This is a genomic window from Vibrio sp. SCSIO 43009 (assembly GCF_023716525.1).
In the GTDB taxonomy this organism is placed as follows: domain Bacteria; phylum Pseudomonadota; class Gammaproteobacteria; order Enterobacterales; family Vibrionaceae; genus Vibrio; species Vibrio alginolyticus.
Map to the genome: position 1 here is coordinate 733020 of NZ_CP071843.1, position 17772 is coordinate 750791.

General features: G+C 43.5%; 11 protein-coding genes. 7 read left to right on the forward strand and 4 right to left on the reverse strand.

The window, feature by feature from the left end:
- Window positions 1-23 precede the first annotated feature (23 nt).
- The gene (locus tag J4N43_RS18920; RefSeq protein ID WP_054578992.1) at window positions 24-1067 is read left to right on the forward strand and encodes a polysaccharide lyase family 7 protein; all 1044 of its coding nucleotides are present in this window, start codon (window positions 24-26) and stop codon (window positions 1065-1067) included.
- A 228-nt stretch (window positions 1068-1295) separates the two neighbouring features.
- Here J4N43_RS18920 and J4N43_RS18925 read toward each other — a convergent pair whose 3' ends face one another.
- Complete coding sequence (locus J4N43_RS18925; protein WP_062730962.1) at window positions 1296-3041, reverse strand: LamG-like jellyroll fold domain-containing protein; 1746 nt, start codon at window positions 3039-3041, stop codon at window positions 1296-1298.
- Between the two features lie 568 nt (window positions 3042-3609).
- On the opposite strand from J4N43_RS18925, the gene J4N43_RS18930 reads away from it, so the two are divergent.
- Both J4N43_RS18930 and J4N43_RS18935 read left to right on the forward strand, forming a co-directional pair.
- Window positions 3610-4383: an oligogalacturonate-specific porin KdgM family protein gene (locus tag J4N43_RS18930; RefSeq protein ID WP_017634227.1), complete on the forward strand. Its 774-nt coding sequence runs from the start codon at window positions 3610-3612 to the stop codon at window positions 4381-4383.
- A gap of 76 nt (window positions 4384-4459) precedes the next feature.
- The gene (locus J4N43_RS18935) at window positions 4460-6025 is read left to right on the forward strand and encodes a polysaccharide lyase family 7 protein (RefSeq protein WP_017821221.1); all 1566 of its coding nucleotides are present in this window, start codon (window positions 4460-4462) and stop codon (window positions 6023-6025) included.
- A gap of 471 nt (window positions 6026-6496) precedes the next feature.
- Here J4N43_RS18935 and J4N43_RS18940 read toward each other — a convergent pair whose 3' ends face one another.
- The 3 genes from J4N43_RS18940 to J4N43_RS18950 form a co-directional block, all read right to left on the reverse strand.
- Window positions 6497-8248, reverse strand: coding sequence for a polysaccharide lyase family 7 protein (locus tag J4N43_RS18940; RefSeq protein WP_158159371.1), 1752 nt, complete (start codon window positions 8246-8248; stop codon window positions 6497-6499).
- Between the two features lie 322 nt (window positions 8249-8570).
- Window positions 8571-10736 carry a heparinase II/III domain-containing protein gene (locus tag J4N43_RS18945; protein ID WP_158159370.1) on the reverse strand — a complete coding sequence of 722 codons (2166 nt, stop codon included), beginning with the start codon at window positions 10734-10736 and terminating at the stop codon, window positions 8571-8573.
- A gap of 2 nt (window positions 10737-10738) precedes the next feature.
- Window positions 10739-12904, reverse strand: coding sequence for a heparinase II/III domain-containing protein (locus J4N43_RS18950; RefSeq protein WP_158159369.1), 2166 nt, complete (start codon window positions 12902-12904; stop codon window positions 10739-10741).
- A 420-nt stretch (window positions 12905-13324) separates the two neighbouring features.
- On the opposite strand from J4N43_RS18950, the gene J4N43_RS18955 reads away from it, so the two are divergent.
- From J4N43_RS18955 to J4N43_RS18970, 4 genes are all read left to right on the forward strand, one after another.
- Window positions 13325-13660, forward strand: coding sequence for a cupin domain-containing protein (locus tag J4N43_RS18955; RefSeq protein ID WP_005450851.1), 336 nt, complete (start codon window positions 13325-13327; stop codon window positions 13658-13660).
- A gap of 34 nt (window positions 13661-13694) precedes the next feature.
- Entirely contained in the window at window positions 13695-14627 is a 933-nt protein-coding gene (gene kdgK / locus J4N43_RS18960; RefSeq protein ID WP_005437155.1) for a 2-dehydro-3-deoxygluconokinase, read from the forward strand.
- Between the two features lie 78 nt (window positions 14628-14705).
- A complete protein-coding gene (locus J4N43_RS18965) occupies window positions 14706-15329 on the forward strand; it encodes a bifunctional 4-hydroxy-2-oxoglutarate aldolase/2-dehydro-3-deoxy-phosphogluconate aldolase (RefSeq protein ID WP_005388506.1) in 624 nt (207 codons plus the stop codon).
- A gap of 452 nt (window positions 15330-15781) precedes the next feature.
- Window positions 15782-17539 carry a sodium:solute symporter family protein gene (locus J4N43_RS18970; protein WP_053349961.1) on the forward strand — a complete coding sequence of 586 codons (1758 nt, stop codon included), beginning with the start codon at window positions 15782-15784 and terminating at the stop codon, window positions 17537-17539.
- Window positions 17540-17772: the final 233 nt, after the last annotated feature.

Genomic DNA, 17772 nt, shown 5'->3' on the forward strand with positions numbered 1-17772 from the left:
ATTACATATAATAAGGTTTGAACATGAAACTCAATCTACTCGTAGCCGCAATGGCTGTTACCTTACCAACTCTTGCTATCGCTTCTGATTTAAATAATGGCGTTGATTATCCAGTCCCTGCCGATAAATTTGATATGCGAAACTGGAAGATCACTATTCCTTCCGATATCAATGAAGACGGAAAAGTGGACGAAATCGAGGGTGTGGCGATGCTGAGTTATTCACACAAAGACTTCTTCTTCTTGAACGAAGAAGGCAACTTGGTGTTTGAAGTGCAGAATAAAGCGGTAACGACAAAAAACTCGAAGAATGCTCGCTCTGAACTACGTGAAATGCCTCGTGGCGCTGACTTTTCTATTCAAACCGATGATTTAGCAAACCATTGGGCTTTATCGAGCCACCCTCAGGCTGCTAAACACAGTCGCGTAGGTGGAACGTTGGAAGCGACCTTGAAAGTGAACCATGTTTCTGAACACGCCAAATTTCCAGAAAAAGGGCCTGCTCATTCTGTTGTTGTCGGTCAAATCCACGCGAAAAAAATTGATGCAAGAATAAAAGAGGGTAAAGGCTATGGACATGGAAATGAACCCATTAAAATCTTCTATAAAAAATTCCCAGAACACAAAATGGGCTCTGTATTTTGGAACTACGAGCGTAACCTAGCGAAGGAAGATCCAAATCGTATTGATATTGCATATCCAGTATGGGGAAATACTTGGGATAACCTTGAAGAACCAGGCCAAGCAGGTATCGCTCTTGGTGAAGAGTTCAGCTACAAGATAGAAGTTCAAGGAACTATGATGAACTTGACGTTTGAAACAGAACGCCACGAGACAGTGACTTATTCCATAGATCTCAGTAAGGGGATTGATAGTAAGGACTTTGAGCATGGCTACGCAGAAGACATGTTCTATTTTAAAGCAGGAGCTTATGGTCAATGTAGCGTCAGTGAGTCTCACCCTGTGTGGGGTACAGGATGTGCGGGCACCGGTGATTTTTCAGTCGACAAGAAAAACGGTGACTATAACAGCGTGACATTTTCTAAGCTCAAGCTAAATCAAAATTGAAACTAATAGAAAGCTAAGAGCTACTCGATTTCTACTTAAGCCTCATCGATTTGATGAGGCTTTTGTTTTCAGTGGAATTCTTTAAAAGGTAAGAAACAAGATAGAGCAAGCAATCACTGGGACTGGCTTGAATTTAGAGTATTGTGTTGAATTTTGTTCTTCTGAAGAGGTAAAAAAATAAAGCCAGGCTCGAAAGCCTGGCCTAGTATCAAGTGCTACAAAATAACACTAGAGTTGCTTTGAATCGATGTTATCGAAATATGCTTTTGTTGAAGCACCACTTGTGTCCCCTACATAAATAGTCAGTTGTGATGGTGTATTCGTTGCGTCTAAGCCTGTTTCGGACTGACTTGGCGCATCAACCGTTTTTCCATTAATAGAAACGTTAATCTCATCACCATCCCAAGCTAGGGACATTGAGTTCCAAGCGTCAGTCGTAATAGTGCCTATTTCTACGTCATCTGATCCTGCTTCGGCTTCAACTTTACCACTGCCCGAAATTCTCAATTCGTAGTAACGATCTGAGTTGTTTTTACCTGAGCCAACATTAATGTATGTAGTTTTTTCGTTGTCTGACGGAATGTAAACATCGAATGACACGCTACCGTTTGATGTTGCTCCGTTTGAAAACTCGCGCGTAACGTATGGTTTGTTGGTCGTATCTGTGTCGGATATTAGCAGAGAGTTAGTGCCGCTCTTTGATACGTCATCACTTACTACAGCCACGGAGGTCAAGGTGGAGGAGTCATCAGCAACCGTATTGTATTCTTTCCAACTAGAGTTTGCTGAACTGATATTTGTTCCTACTGGGTATGAGTCAAAGTTTTCACTCACGTCTTCTGACGGTTTATCAGGATTAGAACTTCCGTCTGAAATGACAACCGCTTCGCTTGATGCACTGTTGTAAATTGTCGCAAGGTCTAAGCCTGGAATGTAGTTGTCAAAATCCTCTTCTAGAACCAACACTTCAGAGCCCGAATCACTAGAGTAAATCTTCAAGTTGTCTGCATTTAATTCAAAGTTTGTAGTGTTGCCATTATCACCTAGTCTCAGTGATACATAAGTTACAGCGGTGCCATCAGCGACAGGTAACATTTCACCTATTTGTTTACCGTTAACCGAAAAAGAGAAGAAGTTTTCTATCCAACTGACTTCTATCGCGAGGTTTTCACCTAACTCAAACGTGTCGCCTGTTTCCGTCAAGTTTCCACTTGCATCGCGGTATTTGATTTTGCCGTTTTCAAATGCCACTTCGCCATGCAAGTTGGAATTCGAGGTTTTTGCTGCATAAAATGAGATGTAAGCATTGTCACCAGAACCGTCGGCTTCCTGTTCTGTTTCTTCATGATGCTGGTAAGTTAGATCTACAGTTAGTCGGCCTGTTGAAATTTCTGAAACACTCGTTGAATCAGACAGCTTGATTCGTAACTCACCGGTGTCTTCTTCTGTTCCACCTTTATTGGTATCCAAAATTTGTACGACGTTGTTATCGCCAGCGTCATTATTTGCCGCTGCAACTGCATCTTTCACCGCATCGTTTTCTGATTCATCGTTACCGGTGAAGTTTCCGTCATTTGTTCCTGAAATGGTTAACATGCCGTTTGAAACTTCATAAGTCCCTGTTAACTCGGTAGGGTTACCTAGATCGCTCTCGTCATAAAGGTTGAATGTAAGCGTCTCTGTATCTTTATCTTCGGTATAAGTTGAAGTGTAGATTGTGTAAGTACCGAAGTTATCATCATCGCTATAATACTTTTGCGTACCGTCTTCAAAGACATAGACGTTTGGCAGGTCGTGCTCATCATCGGATTTCGCCACAGTGGCTGGTGTTGAAATATCCCACATACCTTGGCTCAACTCAGACTCAGTTTCTGTTGGTGGGGGAGCCGATGGTGCATCCCTTAAATCAGTGTTACATCCGGTTAACAAACCTGTGGAAATAGCAATTGCTGCTGCAATTTTTGTTACTTGCATGGTAGGTACTCACTTCTATGTGTTTTTATTTATGTAATATTGTTAGACAAATAATTTCTGTCATCTAGATGGTTTTATCAATAGAATGATCCGACTCACACTAGATACAATGATTGCTCACTGAAGTGATGAATAAGTCACACAAAATAGTTGAATATCAACATCAATAAGAGCTGAACGTTTATGAGGTTGAGGGCTTTCTTTATAGAGAAACAGCAAAAACTAAAGGTGATTTAGGAAAGAAATTTGATTTTACATCAAGATTTTTTATTTTAAGTCATTGAATTTATTGTTGTTTATATTTTTAATCTTCTTATTTATCATATGAAACGAGTTAAAACATTTCTCTGTAAGTGATGTCTACAAAGGTCGTTTTAGAATCAGACATAGCTAACACTTTTGAATATATAATAATACAAATTGTCAGTTGAGGGGCACTTACATGATTAATATCACAGAACTCTCATGATGAATTAACTAGTATTTGTCATACATTAATTCAATAGTGTTGAATCAAATCCAGGGATTTAAGTGGTATCCCAAAAAATATATACAGAGAGATATAATCATGAAAGCAGTTACAACAATGTCCCTATTCGTTGCTTCCACATTAATGGCGGGAGCGGTTTCCGCAGCAACTTTAGACTATCGCGCAGAATATAAGCATGAGAGTGAAACTTATGCCCAACGTATCAAAATTAGTGGTAGTTCTAAAATTAACGATCAGACCAAACTGAACTTTGGTGTTGAACAAAAATTCCATAGTTACGACAACTCGCATTTTTGGGATCAACTCGTTGCTGGTGATTCTGAGTTTGATTGGGGAGTTCGCTACCAAATAAATAAACAATGGTTTATCCAACCAGGGATGCCTATTACTTTTGGCGATGATGACGAAAAAACCACTTATAAACCACAAGTTCGTGTTGGTTACAAATCCTCTTTTGGCTTAAGTACCGCTTTACGTTACCGACACGAATTTCAAGTTTATTCAGATGGTGCAGGTAACAAAACACTAACGGATGGTACTTCGGTAAGCGTTGCTGGGAAAACAGTTGAACAAGGTAAGTGGACACTGACAGGCTCTTACGATATGCGTCAGTTTGATAACGAGTACCTTGATAACGTCAAGCTGAGCTATGAGATCAACTACAACAAAAACTATGACGAAGTGCGTTTATCTGATTGGAAAGATTCTGAGTGGGATGCTGGTTTAATTGTTGGTTACCAAATGGGAGATTTCCGTCCTTACTTTGAATTGTGGAATGTCAAAGGTAAGGATGGTTCAACCACGGATGACCGCCAATTGAGAACACGCCTTGGCCTTAAATACAGCTTTTAACCCGAGTGTTATTGCCTAATTGTTGTTACAGCAAAAGAGCTGTTAATTCATTTTTATATTGTAGGTGTTAGATTACATGAAGCATATTTTCTTCAAAAGCTTGTTAGCTTCTTCTATTTTACTTGCTGTGGGCTGTAATAGTACGGCGACCATGGTAGATCCATTTCCAAACAACCAAGAAACTGGTGCTGATATTCTGACTCCCGTTACGATAACGGCGAGTAGTCATGATGGTAATGTTCCAGAGCAGTTGTTTGACCAAGATATTATGACACGTTGGTCAGCAAATGGTGATGGTGAGTGGGCGATGTTGGATTACGGCTCGGTTTATGAGTTCGACGCAATTCAAGCCTCGTTCAGCAAAGGTAACGAACGCGTCAGCAAATTTGATGTTCAGTTTAGTACTGATGGTGAAAACTGGGTGACGGTTATTGAGGGTGCGCAAAGCTCTGGTCGCGCACTTGGCTTAGAGCGCTTCCAGTTTGAGCCTGCAGTAAAAGCACGCTATGTTCGTTACGTTGGCCACGGTAATAGCAAAAACCAATGGAACTCAGTTACTGAGTTAGCTGCAGTTAATTGCGGAATTAATGCCTGTCCGGCAAGTCACATCATTACTGATGACGTCGTTAACGCTGAAGCGGCTATGATTGCGCAAATGAAAGCGGAGCAAAAGGCACAAAAGGATTTACTCAAAAAGAATCGTAAAGGCGACTTTGGAGCACCAATCGTCCGTCCTTGTGAAACGACTGTGACGTGTGATCTTTCTAAAGCGATGCCTTACCCTACGTTACCGAAAGAGCCACTCGCTACAAATGCACCGGGTGAAAACTTTGACTTAACACGTTGGAAACTGACGACACCTTTCGACCATGACAAAGATGGTCGTGCTGATGATATTGATGAGTGGGACTTGGCTAACGGCTTCCAACACTCTGATATATTCTACACAGCTGATGATGGCGGAATGGTATTCAAGAGCTATGTGAAAGGCGCTCGAACTTCTGAAAACACTAAATACGCGCGAACTGAGTTACGTACCATGCTTCGTGCTGGTGATAAGTCTTACAGCACAAAAGGTGTAAATCCTAATAACTGGGTATTCAGTTCTGCACCAGTTGAAGATCAAAAAGAAGCGGGTGGTGTAGACGGTACGCTTGAAGCGACTCTGAAGATTGACCACGCAACCACAACTGGTCAGTCGCATGAAGTTGGCCGCTTTATTATCGGCCAGATTCATGACAAAGATGATGAGCCAATTCGTCTTTATTATCGTAAGCTACCAGACCAACCAACAGGTACAGTTTACTTTGCTCACGAAAAAACCAAAACTGGAACAGAGGATTACTACAGCTTAGTGGGTGATATGACTGGTGAAATTGGTGACGATGGCATCGCGCTAGGTGAAAAATTCAGCTACATCATTGATGTGAAAGGCAACACAATGACAGTTACGGTAAAACGTGATGGTAAAGATGATGTTGTTCAAGTCGTAGATATGAGTGACAGTGGCTATGACGAAGGTGGCAGATATATGTACTTTAAAGCCGGTGTCTATAACCAGAATATGTACGGTAATCCAGATGATTACGCACAAGCTACTTTCTATAAATTAAAACAATCTTTTGGTAAGTACCAAGGCTAGTTCTATCACTTTTAGTTGATTGAAGTCCTTTGCCCTCAGCTTTGTAGCTGAGGGCTTTTTTTTCTATAGAAGAATAAAACAGCTCAAATATTATTTTAATTGACATAGATAAATTAATTTAAAAATTTATCACCATAGATAGGTAATAATTATTGATTGCTTTTATCTTCTGACAATGTTTATTTTTAAGTGCGAATGTATATTAGAGTAGTTTAATTGGTTAAATTTAAAATAACTCAGCGTTAGGGTAGATAAATATCTCATGAAACTATAGAAGCTGTTTTTAAGCTGCCTAAGTGGAGGTTGATTTATATATTTATCGTAGAAGGAAACACTATGCGTGAAGCGATTTGAATTGTGGTGTTCTAAAAGAAGAGGCCACGAGAAAATAAATTTCCCGTGGCGGCAGTATGAGCTTTGTTCGTTGCTTTAGAGCAAAGTAGCAAGCCTATTGCTAAGAGATTGAAATGACTATTGATGAAGAGTGCTCAAAGCACTAAAGCTCACATCAAAGATTTCTCCTCGATATGCATTATCAGGTTTAAACTGAGGGTAAATTCCGGCTTTGAAGTAAAACGCAATATCAGGCGACGCCCATCTTTCAGTAAGAGTATAGGACTTGTTGTTAGCGGTGTCTGAGTATGCTTCTCCCCACTTCAGTGTGTGCGAGACCATATTACTGCCATCTGCATCGTAGGTGGCTAAAAACAGTCCTTCCTTATCGGCACGGATCGTATATTGCCAGTCTTCGTTTACCGCGTAGGTACCAAGCTTAACGCTGAATGCGTTGCAATCAGTACAGTCTTTGTTGTTATCAAGTTTGTAGTTATCGTTCAGAATAACTCGGACTGGCTTATTGTCACCTTCCCAAAGTAGCTTCACGAGTGCTTGGCTGATTTTCCAACCATGTATCTGGCCTACCACGACTTTTGGTAATTGACCGTCGATTTTAGGGTATTCGTTGATTCTTAGTGTGGCGTTTAGCGTATGCGAAGTTGCACCGGTACGACTATCTTCAATATACCAACTTGTCTCTTCATCGCTGGTGCTGCAATCCGGGGAGTTAGTACTGATGTCGAGCTCTCGCAATTCTGAACGGATGTAACTGGAGTTGGCCGTTGACGTGCCGTAACCCATATCGGCACGGAAATGCATGCTACCGTCAATAACATTGAAGTATGATAAATCAATCTCGCGTTGGTAAACGCTCTCTTCGTTAGACAGAGGATCTTTACTTGAATTACAACGCTCAGGCTCTAATTCAGCCGCGCTGTCACCGCCAAAACCATACCAATCATTTTTGCTTGCAGGAATGGTTAATTTCCAATCGTCAATATTCCAGGCTATTGAATCAGTATGGTCAGTTTTGGTTAGTCCTAGCTGCTTAAATTGTACCTTTGCTTCACCGTTTTCAAACTGGTTGTAAACTCCGGCTTTAAAGTAGCTCAGGAGGTGCTGCCAGTAGGATACATCTACATTTACCTTTTGCTCATCGTTCACTTTAATGGTTAATGTGTTTTCTCCGATTTTTACTTCGAATCGCGTGAATGCGTTGAGATCGGCTTTTCCTAAATCATAACGATCATATGATGTTGCATAACAATCTGATGCGCTAGAAGGTAGACTGCAATCTATGGCATTGTTCTTTACTACCGCCCAGTAATGACCAGTGATACTGTTTCGTTCTTGTTCCCAAACGATTCGTAACAAAGGGTGTGGGATAGCACCTATACCAGAAGTATCTGTGCCTTTGTTATGAATTTGCAGGAAAGTGACTTCATCGTGGTTTGCAGGGGAGCTAGCCATTGCAAGGTTAATCTCTGGTAATCGAACATCTGCATACAAAGTTCTAAAGACGCCTTGTTCTGAAATGTTAAAGTTTTCTCGTTCACGAACTTCTGAGCGCATTTTGTAGTTCGACATTTTAAAGACAAGGTAATTGGAATCCTTTTCTGCGTAAAAGTGGTCACTCTTATAATCCGAGAATGCTCCATTTTTGACGTCACTGTTTTTGTTTCCCTCCTCCCCATTGGGATCTGATACTTGTAAATCTGAATTACTCAATATGTTTTGAAATTTTGCTATTGAGTATGGTGCTACATGTTCTTGGTGTGGAATATTTGGTTTATCATCTTGGCTTGTAGGGGAGGTATTTCCTCCACACCCTATTAATCCAAGCCCAGAGAAGCTTATTAGAAGCAATTTAGTTGATTTTATAAACACAGTAGTACGTCTCTTACACCATTTAATATTTGTAATACAATATCATTTTAGTGTTGTTGGGGAGTAGTTTAGTCATAAGTTAAATAGTAAAAGTGTTAATTAAATCTCAGAAGAGTTCTATATTTATAAGTGGTGTCTTTGATAAGGCGTAAGGTTAAGTTATGTCTGTTTTTCCTAAGAGTTATTAACGGTTTTACTATGATTAAACGCTAATTGATAAGCTCATGTAGAGTCATGTAAACAATCAAAAAAAGCCGAACATGACGTCCGGCTTTGAATTAGTTCCCGATTTTTACATTAATTTTTAGTGACTAGCTAAAGATTAAATTGGTGCGAATGCGCCTTCCCAAGTGTAAGTCACACCGTCGAACTCAACGCGATGTGCTGCGTTCTGTTTGTCTTCGTCTAGGTTGCAGATAGCGAAGTGGTAAGCGTTGCCTGTTGTGGTTTGCAGACGAATCACGGTACCCACTTCGTTGTTGCCAACGACGGTTACTGACTCTACTAGGCCACGAGCACCAACCGATGCTTCGATAGACTCGTTGAAGTAACCGTGTGTCTCTAGCACAGAAGCAAACACGTGGTTCTGACCAGATTGACGTAGGATCAGTGCTGGTTCGCTCTTCAAGTTGAAGTCTGGATCATTTGCGCCAGTGCGAGTGAAGAACACTTTGCCGCCGTTTGTTGCGCTTGTGATTAGCGAGTAGTAGCTGTTGTCGTGCAACCAACTTACCAGTGAGCTGTCTTCAACTTGGCCTGAACCCACATTCCATAGGTGTTGGTAGCCGTTGTTTTCGCCCATTGGGCGCAGCGTGCTTTCTACGTCGTATTCAAAATCCGTACGGATGATTTGACCAGAGTAGTGCACTGGCAGGTCGTATTGGTGCTCTTGCTCTGCTTCGATGCGGTAAACATCAATCACAAGTGGTTTTTCGAATTCTGGCAATTCAGCAAGAATAATGCTGCGTTGCATGTCTACGCCGTTGTAGTAACCAGAAATACGACCGCTCATGCCTTGCAGTTTTTCGTTATCAGCTTTGAAGAAGTGCTTAGAACCGAACTTGGTTTCTGCTAGCGCTGTGTCGAAGTTGTTTTGTGTCTTTTGGTCAACCGTTACTGTGTTGTGCGCGACCGTTTGCTTACAGTAAGACTTGTTCTCTGGAATGTAACGACCGCCAAATTTAGGCTCAACGTTTACCCAGCGACCAAAGCCGTAATCGTGCAGCACTTCATGACCGCGGTTAAATACGCTCAGGTGCAGACCATCGTAGTGACCGTGGTCGAGCGCTGAGTGGTATTGGTGATCGCTGCCGTGTTGACCAAACCAGATAAGCGCCATGGTGTCGTCGTCTTGTCCGTCACGGTGACGAAGAATGCTTACGCCGCCTTTTTCGCCTTCTGGGCCGTCTGTTACGAATAGGCTGCCCCAGTTGAATGGTTTGATGTTATCTGCGGCTGCAACCGCGTCAGACAATGTTTTACCTGAGATATGAACCCAAACGTCTTGCTGGTGGTCTGCCATGCCAAGTAGCGTTTCAGACTGCTCGTAACGGTGGAAACATACTGACGTTGCCATGATTACGCCTTCATCGTTGATCGAAATCGTCTTCGATGAATCGTTCAATGCTGGCAAAGTACCATCTGGGAATGCCGTCTTAAATACTGCGTAAGACGTGGTCTTGATTACCGAATCGTTGAACTCGTAAATACCAAGCTCCGGCTGACGACGTTCAATCGCTTCTGCAAATAGGTAGATTGGACGCAGCGAGAAACGGTGGTAGTAAGGACCTTCCATGTAGTAGCCGTCTGGCGAGAACAGTTGGTCTAACTGAGCTAGGAAGCCGCCGCTTACTTTGTCCAGTTTCAAGCCGTAAAGCGCTTTGTCTACCGCATCTTGATCGTTAATTGCGTAACCACAGATACCGACTGCTGCTACTGCCCACAGACCGTGGTTGTGTACGATGTCGAAGTCGTGACCGTAAGTGACTACGAATAGCTCAATCATTTGTTTGAACAGGTCGTTTTCAATCAGTGTTTTTTGCTCTTCTTCCAACGTGTGGTAAATGCAGCTATACGCACAAGACGCGTATAGCATCCACATGTTCTCGTTCAGAGTTTGGTGGAAGATTTTACCCGGAGGGTTAGAGTCACGGCTGGTGTTGCTCTCTAGCGTCGGGTATACCTTCGCGTAAGCCGTTAGCATGTCCACGATGTAATCGCGGTACTTCTGTTCGCCAGTGATAAGGAATAGGCGACCCGCTAGATCAATGTGGATGTAGTTTTGCTTGTGGCGGTTGTGCTCGTAACCGCCGCCTTCGCCGTGACCTGGTACTTCAATACCGACCTCAGCCATGTAAGCGTCAGTTTGTTTGATGTCACGTGCTAGTGCATTTCCTAATAGGCTATCCGTGCCAAGTGCTTTGCTTAGTTCTGCCGCTTCTTCAAAGTTCATTAATAGCGGTTGGTAAGACTGGGTTTGGTAGCTCATTATTATTTCTCCTGCCCGAATGCGTTTACTTCTAGAGAGTAGAAGCCATTCCAGCTGTAGGTTTTACCGTTCATTTCTACTTGGTGTGGGGTTTGGTCGTCAGCGCCTAGCACATTGCTGATCATCACAGTAACCAGTGATTTTTCAGTCGTGATTTCTACGATGCTGCCAACGGCGTTGTAACCCACGACGCGGATATCTTTCACCTGACCACGTGCATTCACAGACTGCTCAAACTCTTCGTTGAAGTAGCCGTGTGTTTCTAGCACAGAAGCAAATAGTGTCGATTCGCCCTTGCTGCGCAGAATGAATGCTGGTTCGCTACGTAGGTTAAAGCTCGGGTCATTGGCGCCAGTGCGAGTGAAGATCACTTCATTATCGCCGTTCTGTTTCGCGCTGCTGCTTGTGCCTAACCAAGTGTAGTAGGTGTTGTTTTGTAGCCAGCTAACCAGCGCCGTATCTTGCACTTTGCCGCTTGCTACTTTCCAAAGGTGTTGGTAACCGAAGTCATCGCCAAGCGTGTTCAGTTCACCAAAGCTTTGGTAATCGAAGTTAGTACGTACGATTTGACCATCGTATTGATGAGAGTAGTCGTACTGATGCTCGCCTTCACCTTCGATGCGGTAAAGGTCTAGCAATAGCGGTGCTTCAAGCTCATCGAGGTTAAGCATGAACACACTGCGCTGCATGTCTGTATTCGGGTAGTGGTCGTTCGCAAACGCACTCATACCGTTGATTTCAGTTCCTTCTACTTTGAAGAAGTGAGGCAAACCGTGTACTGAATCAGCGCGGTCTACATCGAAACCATTCTGACATTGCTCATCAATCGTTACCGCGTTATGCGCGATAGTTTGACGTGCGTACGATTTGTTTTCGTCTAGGTAACGACCGCCGAATTTAGGCTCTACGTTTACCCAGCGACAGAAGCCGTATTCACGCAGCACTTCTTGACCACGGTTGAAGAAGGTAATGCCAAGCGTATCGAAGTTACCATGTCCCATGCCATGTTGACCGTAGTTCATCACAAGCTGTGACACATCACCGGTTTTATCCTGCATACGGATAAAGCCTTGTGCTCCGTTGTTACCAGTTGGACCTTCGTTGAGCTCCACACTTGGCCAGAAAGGCATGCCGATTTCACGGTCTGCGATGGCTTTATCGTAGGCTTGAGAAAGCTCTAGACCGCATGGGTGCATCCAAACCGCATTTTGAATCTTCGCCATGCCTAGAATGTTGTCATCCATACCGTAGTGCTTGCTGTAAACGCTTACTGCAACTTGAACACCCATGTCGGTAATGCTCATGGTACGAGATGCGTCGTTTAGGGCAGGGAACTCACCATTCGGGTAAGCCGTTGCCAGCATCGCTTGTACTGTGTTGCCAATCACTTTGTCTTTGTAGTTGTAGATGTCTACTTCAGGCATGTGACGGTGTACTACTTCTGCAAATACACAAGTTGGACGAATCGCATAACGATGGTAGTACGGACCTTCCATGTAGTAACCAGAAGGGGCGAACAGTTGCGAGATTTGCGCTAGGAAGCCACCGGAATCATCACGGTCTTGACCGTATACCGACATCTCTAGATATTCAGGTTTACCAATAGCTAGACCACAAATACCAACAGCCGCAACTGCCCAGATACCGTGGTTGTGAATACGGTCGAAATCGTGCGCGTATTTTACTGTGAACATGTCTAGCATTGGTTCGAAAATGCGCTCAACAACGGCTGTGCGCTCTTCTTCCGTCATCACTGATGCCACGCAAGAGTAAGCAAGGCTAGTAAACATTAACCAACAGTGTTCATTAAGGATCTGGTGGAAAAGACGACCTGTTGGGTTAGTGTTTTTCTGTACGTGGAAATCAAAAGTGAGGTACTTCTCTGCGTAAATAGCGAGAAGATCTTTAACGAACTGCGCGTACTTTTCTTCTTGAGTGATCAAGAACAAACGACCCGCTAAGTTCATGTAGGTATAGTTTTGTTTGTGGCGGTTGTGCTCGTAGCCACCTGCTTCGCCGTGACCTGGTACGTCTAGAGGCAGACGCATGAAGGCTTCAAGTTCCTTGCGATTCGCTTCAATGGATTTGCCCATCAAGCTCGGCTTTCCGACTTCCTTTCTTAGTAGTTCGACTTCTGCTTCAGTCAACAAAATCGGTTGTGTAGTCATTTCTTTACCACCCTCAGATGAAGTGTGTTGTTTTCTTAAACTCTCTATAAAGTAATACAATATTAAGTTTGGGTGTAGTTTTTGTGGCAAAAAGGGAGAGTGAAATCACGCGAATTTAGCTAACCCATTGATTTGTATTGTTGTGGTAATCCTTGTTGTGACTGATGTTTCGGCGTTATCAATCGTTAAGTGGAATGCTTTAGCGAGCACCATTTGATGAATATCACATATTTTTAGATATATTGTATGACAATTAAAATAGATCGGATATGCTCGTTACCAATTCGACAGCAGACCCTTTCGCTGCGCGTTTCACTTTTATCAATACGACGCTTTTTAAGAGAACCTTTTAATAAAAGCATGGTTAAGAATGAAGTGCCGTAGGGTTCGCTTTAATAGAGACTTTTTAGGAGTATGACGATGAATTCTTTCTTTGTATTAGATGAGAACCCGTGGGAAGAGCTAGGCGGCGGTATCAAACGTAAAATTGTTGCTTACACAGATGACCTAATGGCGGTTCACCTATGTTTTGATAAAGGCGCGATTGGCGCTCCGCATACTCACGAAATCCATGATCAAATCGGTTACGTAGTACGTGGCAGCTTTGAAGCGGAAATCGAAGGCGAGAAGAAAGTACTAAAAGAAGGCGACGCATACTTTGCTCGTAAGCACATGATGCACGGTGCGGTTGCACTAGAGCAAGACAGCATTCTTCTAGACATCTTCAACCCAGCTCGTGAAGACTTCTTAAAATAATCTATAGCGCAACCTCAGTTGCTAAGGTGACAACATGAAATCATTAAACATCGCGGTCATTGGCGAATGTATGGTTGAGCTACAGAAAAAGGAAGGTCAGCTAAAGCAGTCATTCGGTGGTGATACGTTGAATACCGCACTGTATTTATCTCGTTTGACCAAAGCTCACGATATTAAAACCAGCTATGTAACGGCTCTGGGTAACGATCCTTTTAGCCAAGAAATGCTATCAGCATGGCAAGAAGAGGGCATCGATACTAGTCTGGTTCTTTCCGTTAAAGAAAAGCAACCAGGTATCTACTACATCGAAACCGATGAAACTGGCGAGCGTTACTTCCACTACTGGCGTAACGAGGCGGCCGCTAAATTCCTATTCGAACAAAACGAGTCTCCGCTATTAGTCGACAAACTTTACTCGTACGATGCGGTTTACTTGAGCGGTATTACACTAGCGATCCTTACTGAAGAAGGTAAGACGCAACTGTTTGGCTTCCTTGAGCGCTTCAAGGCACAAGGTGGTAAGGTTATTTTCGATAACAACTACCGTCCTAAATTGTGGGAAAGCCGCGAGAATGCCATGTCTTGGTACCTTAAGATCCTTAAGCACACAGATATCGCACTGCTCACATTTGAAGATGAGCAAATGCTTTACGGTGACGAGCATCTAGAACAGTGCATCGAGAGAACCTCTGCACTGGGCGTGGATGAAATCATCATCAAACGTGGTAGCAAAGATTGCTTGGTTGTGGCGAATGGCGAAGCGCAATACGTGGCGCCAAACAAAGTCGACAACGTGATTGATACAACAGCGGCTGGTGATTCTTTCAGTGCAGGCTTCTTGGCGAAGCGTTTGACTGGCGGTAACGCGGCTGAATCGGCTTACTCTGGTCACTGTATGGCTGGCGCGGTAATTCAACATAAAGGTGCCATCATTCCACGTGAAGTGATGCCAGATCTTCCTTTGTAATTCTTTTGCGGAGCGTTGAGTAATCGGCGCTCTGCAGTGATTTATTGAACTCAAGTTAACGACGACGAGTACACTCTTATGACGACATTAAACGAACAACTAGCAAACCTAAAAGTAATTCCTGTTATTGCCATCAACAAAGCAGAAGATGCGATTCCTCTAGGTCGCACTTTGGTTGAAAACGGTATGCCTTGCGCAGAAATCACGTTCCGCACAGAGTGTGCTGCAGAAGCGATTCGTGCTATGCGCGCTGAGTTCCCAGAAATGCTGATCGGTGCAGGTACGATCCTAACTAACGAGCAAGTTGACCAAGCGATCGAAGCTGGTGTGGACTTTATCGTAAGCCCAGGTTTTAACCCTCGTACGGTTCAATACTGCCTAGACAAAGGCGTAGCTATCGTACCTGGCGTAAACAATCCAAGCCTTGTTGAGCAAGCGATGGAAATGGGTCTGCGTACACTTAAGTTCTTCCCTGCTGAGCCATCTGGCGGTGTGGGTATGCTTAAAGCGCTTACGGCGGTTTACCCAGTGAAATTCATGCCAACAGGTGGTGTGAGCCTAGGCAACGTAGACGAGTACTTGTCTATCCCTTCAGTACTGGCATGTGGCGGTACTTGGATGGTTCCAACAAAACTTATCGATGAAGGTAAGTGGGATGAACTAGGTACATTGGTTCGCGACGCAGTAGCTCACGTAGCATAAGTGTCGTAACACCCCGATAAAACTAGCGAAAAGAATGAAAAGCGAGCCTCAGAGCTCGCTTTTTTGTGTTTGAAAGTTTGAAAAAGGCGAGAGTTAAAAATCGCATTCATATAAATCCTACTTTCTATCCAATTTTTTCGAAACATCTCATTACGTTTCCTTCAAAGAAATGCCGCGCATTTTTGATCTTCAGACAAAGCGCGAAGAAGAAAAATATTACATACTCTAATAAATTTCAATTAGATAATTTGTATTACAATATATTGAGGTGTTCTGAGTGGCAATTATCTCCTAGAAAGCCATTGGTCTAGGAAAGTAAGGGGTTTGACGTGTTTTTTTTCGTTGAATAACTTATGCTTTAGATCACAATTAAAGCTTATTGTAGTACAAATGGCGTTGTGAGGAGAGTAGTCTAGACATTAGAAAATGATCAAACTTGAAAGGCTGAAAAAATGACTATTGATACTCTTGTTGTTCTTGCCTACTTCTTCTTCTTAGTTGCAATTGGTTGGATGTTCCGTAAGTTCACTACCTCAACCAGTGACTACTTCCGAGGGGGCGGTAAGATGTTATGGTGGATGGTAGGTGCTACCGCCTTCATGACGCAATTTTCAGCATGGACGTTTACAGGTGCTGCAGGACGCGCGTTCAACGACGGTTTCGTTGTTGTAATCCTATTCTTAGCCAACGCATTTGGCTACTTCATGAACTACCTCTATTTTGCTCCAAAGTTCCGCCAACTACGTGTAGTGACGGCGATTGAAGCAATTCGTCAACGTTTTGGTAAGACTTCAGAGCAGTTCTTCACTTGGGCTGGTATGCCAGACAGCTTGATCTCGGCCGGTATTTGGTTGAATGGTCTTGCGATTTTCGTGGCAGCGGTCTTCAACATTCCTATGGAAGCGACCATCATCGTTACGGGCTTAGTGCTAATGCTAATGGCGGTAACAGGCGGCTCTTGGGCGGTTGTTGCATCTGACTTTATGCAGATGCTGGTTATCATGGCAGTGACGATCACTTGTGCGGTGGCGGCATACTTCCATGGTGGCGGTATTGGCAACATCGTGTCGAACTTCCACGGCGACTTCATGCTGGGTAACAACCTGAACTACTTCAGTATCTTTATCCTTTGGGTTGTGTTCATCTTTGTTAAACAGTTCGGTGTCATGAACAACAGCATCAACGCTTACCGCTACTTATGTGCAAAAGACAGTGAAAACGCACGTAAAGCTGCAGGTCTTGCATGTGTGCTGATGATTGTTGGTCCTATCATCTGGTTCCTACCACCTTGGTACGTTGCGGCATTTATGCCTGATTTCGCAGAGCAATACGGCTCAGTAGGTGGTGATGCAGCATACCTAGCATTCGTACAAAACGTAATGCCAGCAGGTATGGTGGGTCTTCTGATGTCAGCAATGTTTGCGGCGACCATGTCTTCAATGGACTCTGGTCTTAACCGTAACGCGGGCATCTTTGTGATGAACTTCTACAGCCCGATTGTGCGTCCACAAGCGTCGCAAAAAGAACTGGTTATCGTGAGTAAAGCAACGACTATCGTGATGGGCTTCATCATCATTGGTATCGGTCTATTCATTAACTCACTACGTCACTTGAGCCTGTTCGATATCGTACTGAACGTCGGTGCATTAATTGGCTTCCCAATGCTGATTCCTGTACTACTTGGTATGTGGATTCGTAAGACGCCGGATTGGGCTGGTTGGGCAACACTGGTTGTTGGTGGCTTTGTTTCTTACATCTTCGGTATCTCTCTACAAGCACAAGATGTTGAGCACCTATTCGGACTAGAACAAGCTCTAACAGCACGTGAGTGGGCTGACCTTAAAGTTGGCTTGAGCTTAGCGGCGCACGTTGTCTTCACTGGTGGTTTCTTCTTACTAACAACACGCTTCTACAAAGGCTTGACGCCTGAGCGTGAAAAAGAAGTGGACCAATTGTTCGAGAACTGGAATACGCCACTTGTGGCTGACAGCGAAGAGCAGCAGAACCTAGATACAAAACAGCGCGGCATGCTTGGCAAGCTTATCAGCGTAGCGGGCTTCGGTATCCTAGCTATGGCTCTAATTCCAAATGAACCATCTGGTCGACTACTGTTTATCTTGTGTGGTGCGATTGTTCTCTCGGTGGGTGTTCTATTGGTGAACGCAGCACGAGGGCCTAAAAGCCCAAAGTTAGCTAACGCGAAAAGCTAACCAAAGTTAAAGACTCTCAATGAAAAATCCCGCGGTGTTAAAGCCGTGGGATTTTTTGATCACGCTGACTGAGAAAGCGTGGCGCATCGTTTGTTGTTATTCGTTGTATTGGGGAACTCCCAATAAGGTGCGACTATATTCGCATTAGAGTCGTCAGCCTAAAGCGAAAAAGCAATCTAACTTTCTTTGCACGCTGTGTTTACACTTTACACCCCAAACCTGATGCTTTGTCT

Excerpts from the sequence above, each read along its gene's own strand:
- J4N43_RS18935 (WP_017821221.1), top strand. The coding sequence starts at position 4,460 with ATGAAGCATATTTTCTTCAAAAGCTTGTTAGCTTCTTCTATTTTACTT.
- J4N43_RS18930 (WP_017634227.1), top strand. The coding sequence starts at position 3,610 with ATGAAAGCAGTTACAACAATGTCCCTATTCGTTGCTTCCACATTAATG.
- J4N43_RS18970 (WP_053349961.1), top strand. The coding sequence starts at position 15,782 with ATGACTATTGATACTCTTGTTGTTCTTGCCTACTTCTTCTTCTTAGTT.
- J4N43_RS18920 (WP_054578992.1), top strand. The coding sequence starts at position 24 with ATGAAACTCAATCTACTCGTAGCCGCAATGGCTGTTACCTTACCAACT.
- J4N43_RS18955 (WP_005450851.1), top strand. The coding sequence starts at position 13,325 with ATGAATTCTTTCTTTGTATTAGATGAGAACCCGTGGGAAGAGCTAGGC.
- kdgK (WP_005437155.1), top strand. The coding sequence starts at position 13,695 with ATGAAATCATTAAACATCGCGGTCATTGGCGAATGTATGGTTGAGCTA.
- J4N43_RS18950 (WP_158159369.1), bottom strand. The coding sequence starts at position 12,904 with ATGACTACACAACCGATTTTGTTGACTGAAGCAGAAGTCGAACTACTA.
- J4N43_RS18945 (WP_158159370.1), bottom strand. The coding sequence starts at position 10,736 with ATGAGCTACCAAACCCAGTCTTACCAACCGCTATTAATGAACTTTGAA.
- J4N43_RS18925 (WP_062730962.1), bottom strand. The coding sequence starts at position 3,041 with ATGCAAGTAACAAAAATTGCAGCAGCAATTGCTATTTCCACAGGTTTG.
- J4N43_RS18965 (WP_005388506.1), top strand. The coding sequence starts at position 14,706 with ATGACGACATTAAACGAACAACTAGCAAACCTAAAAGTAATTCCTGTT.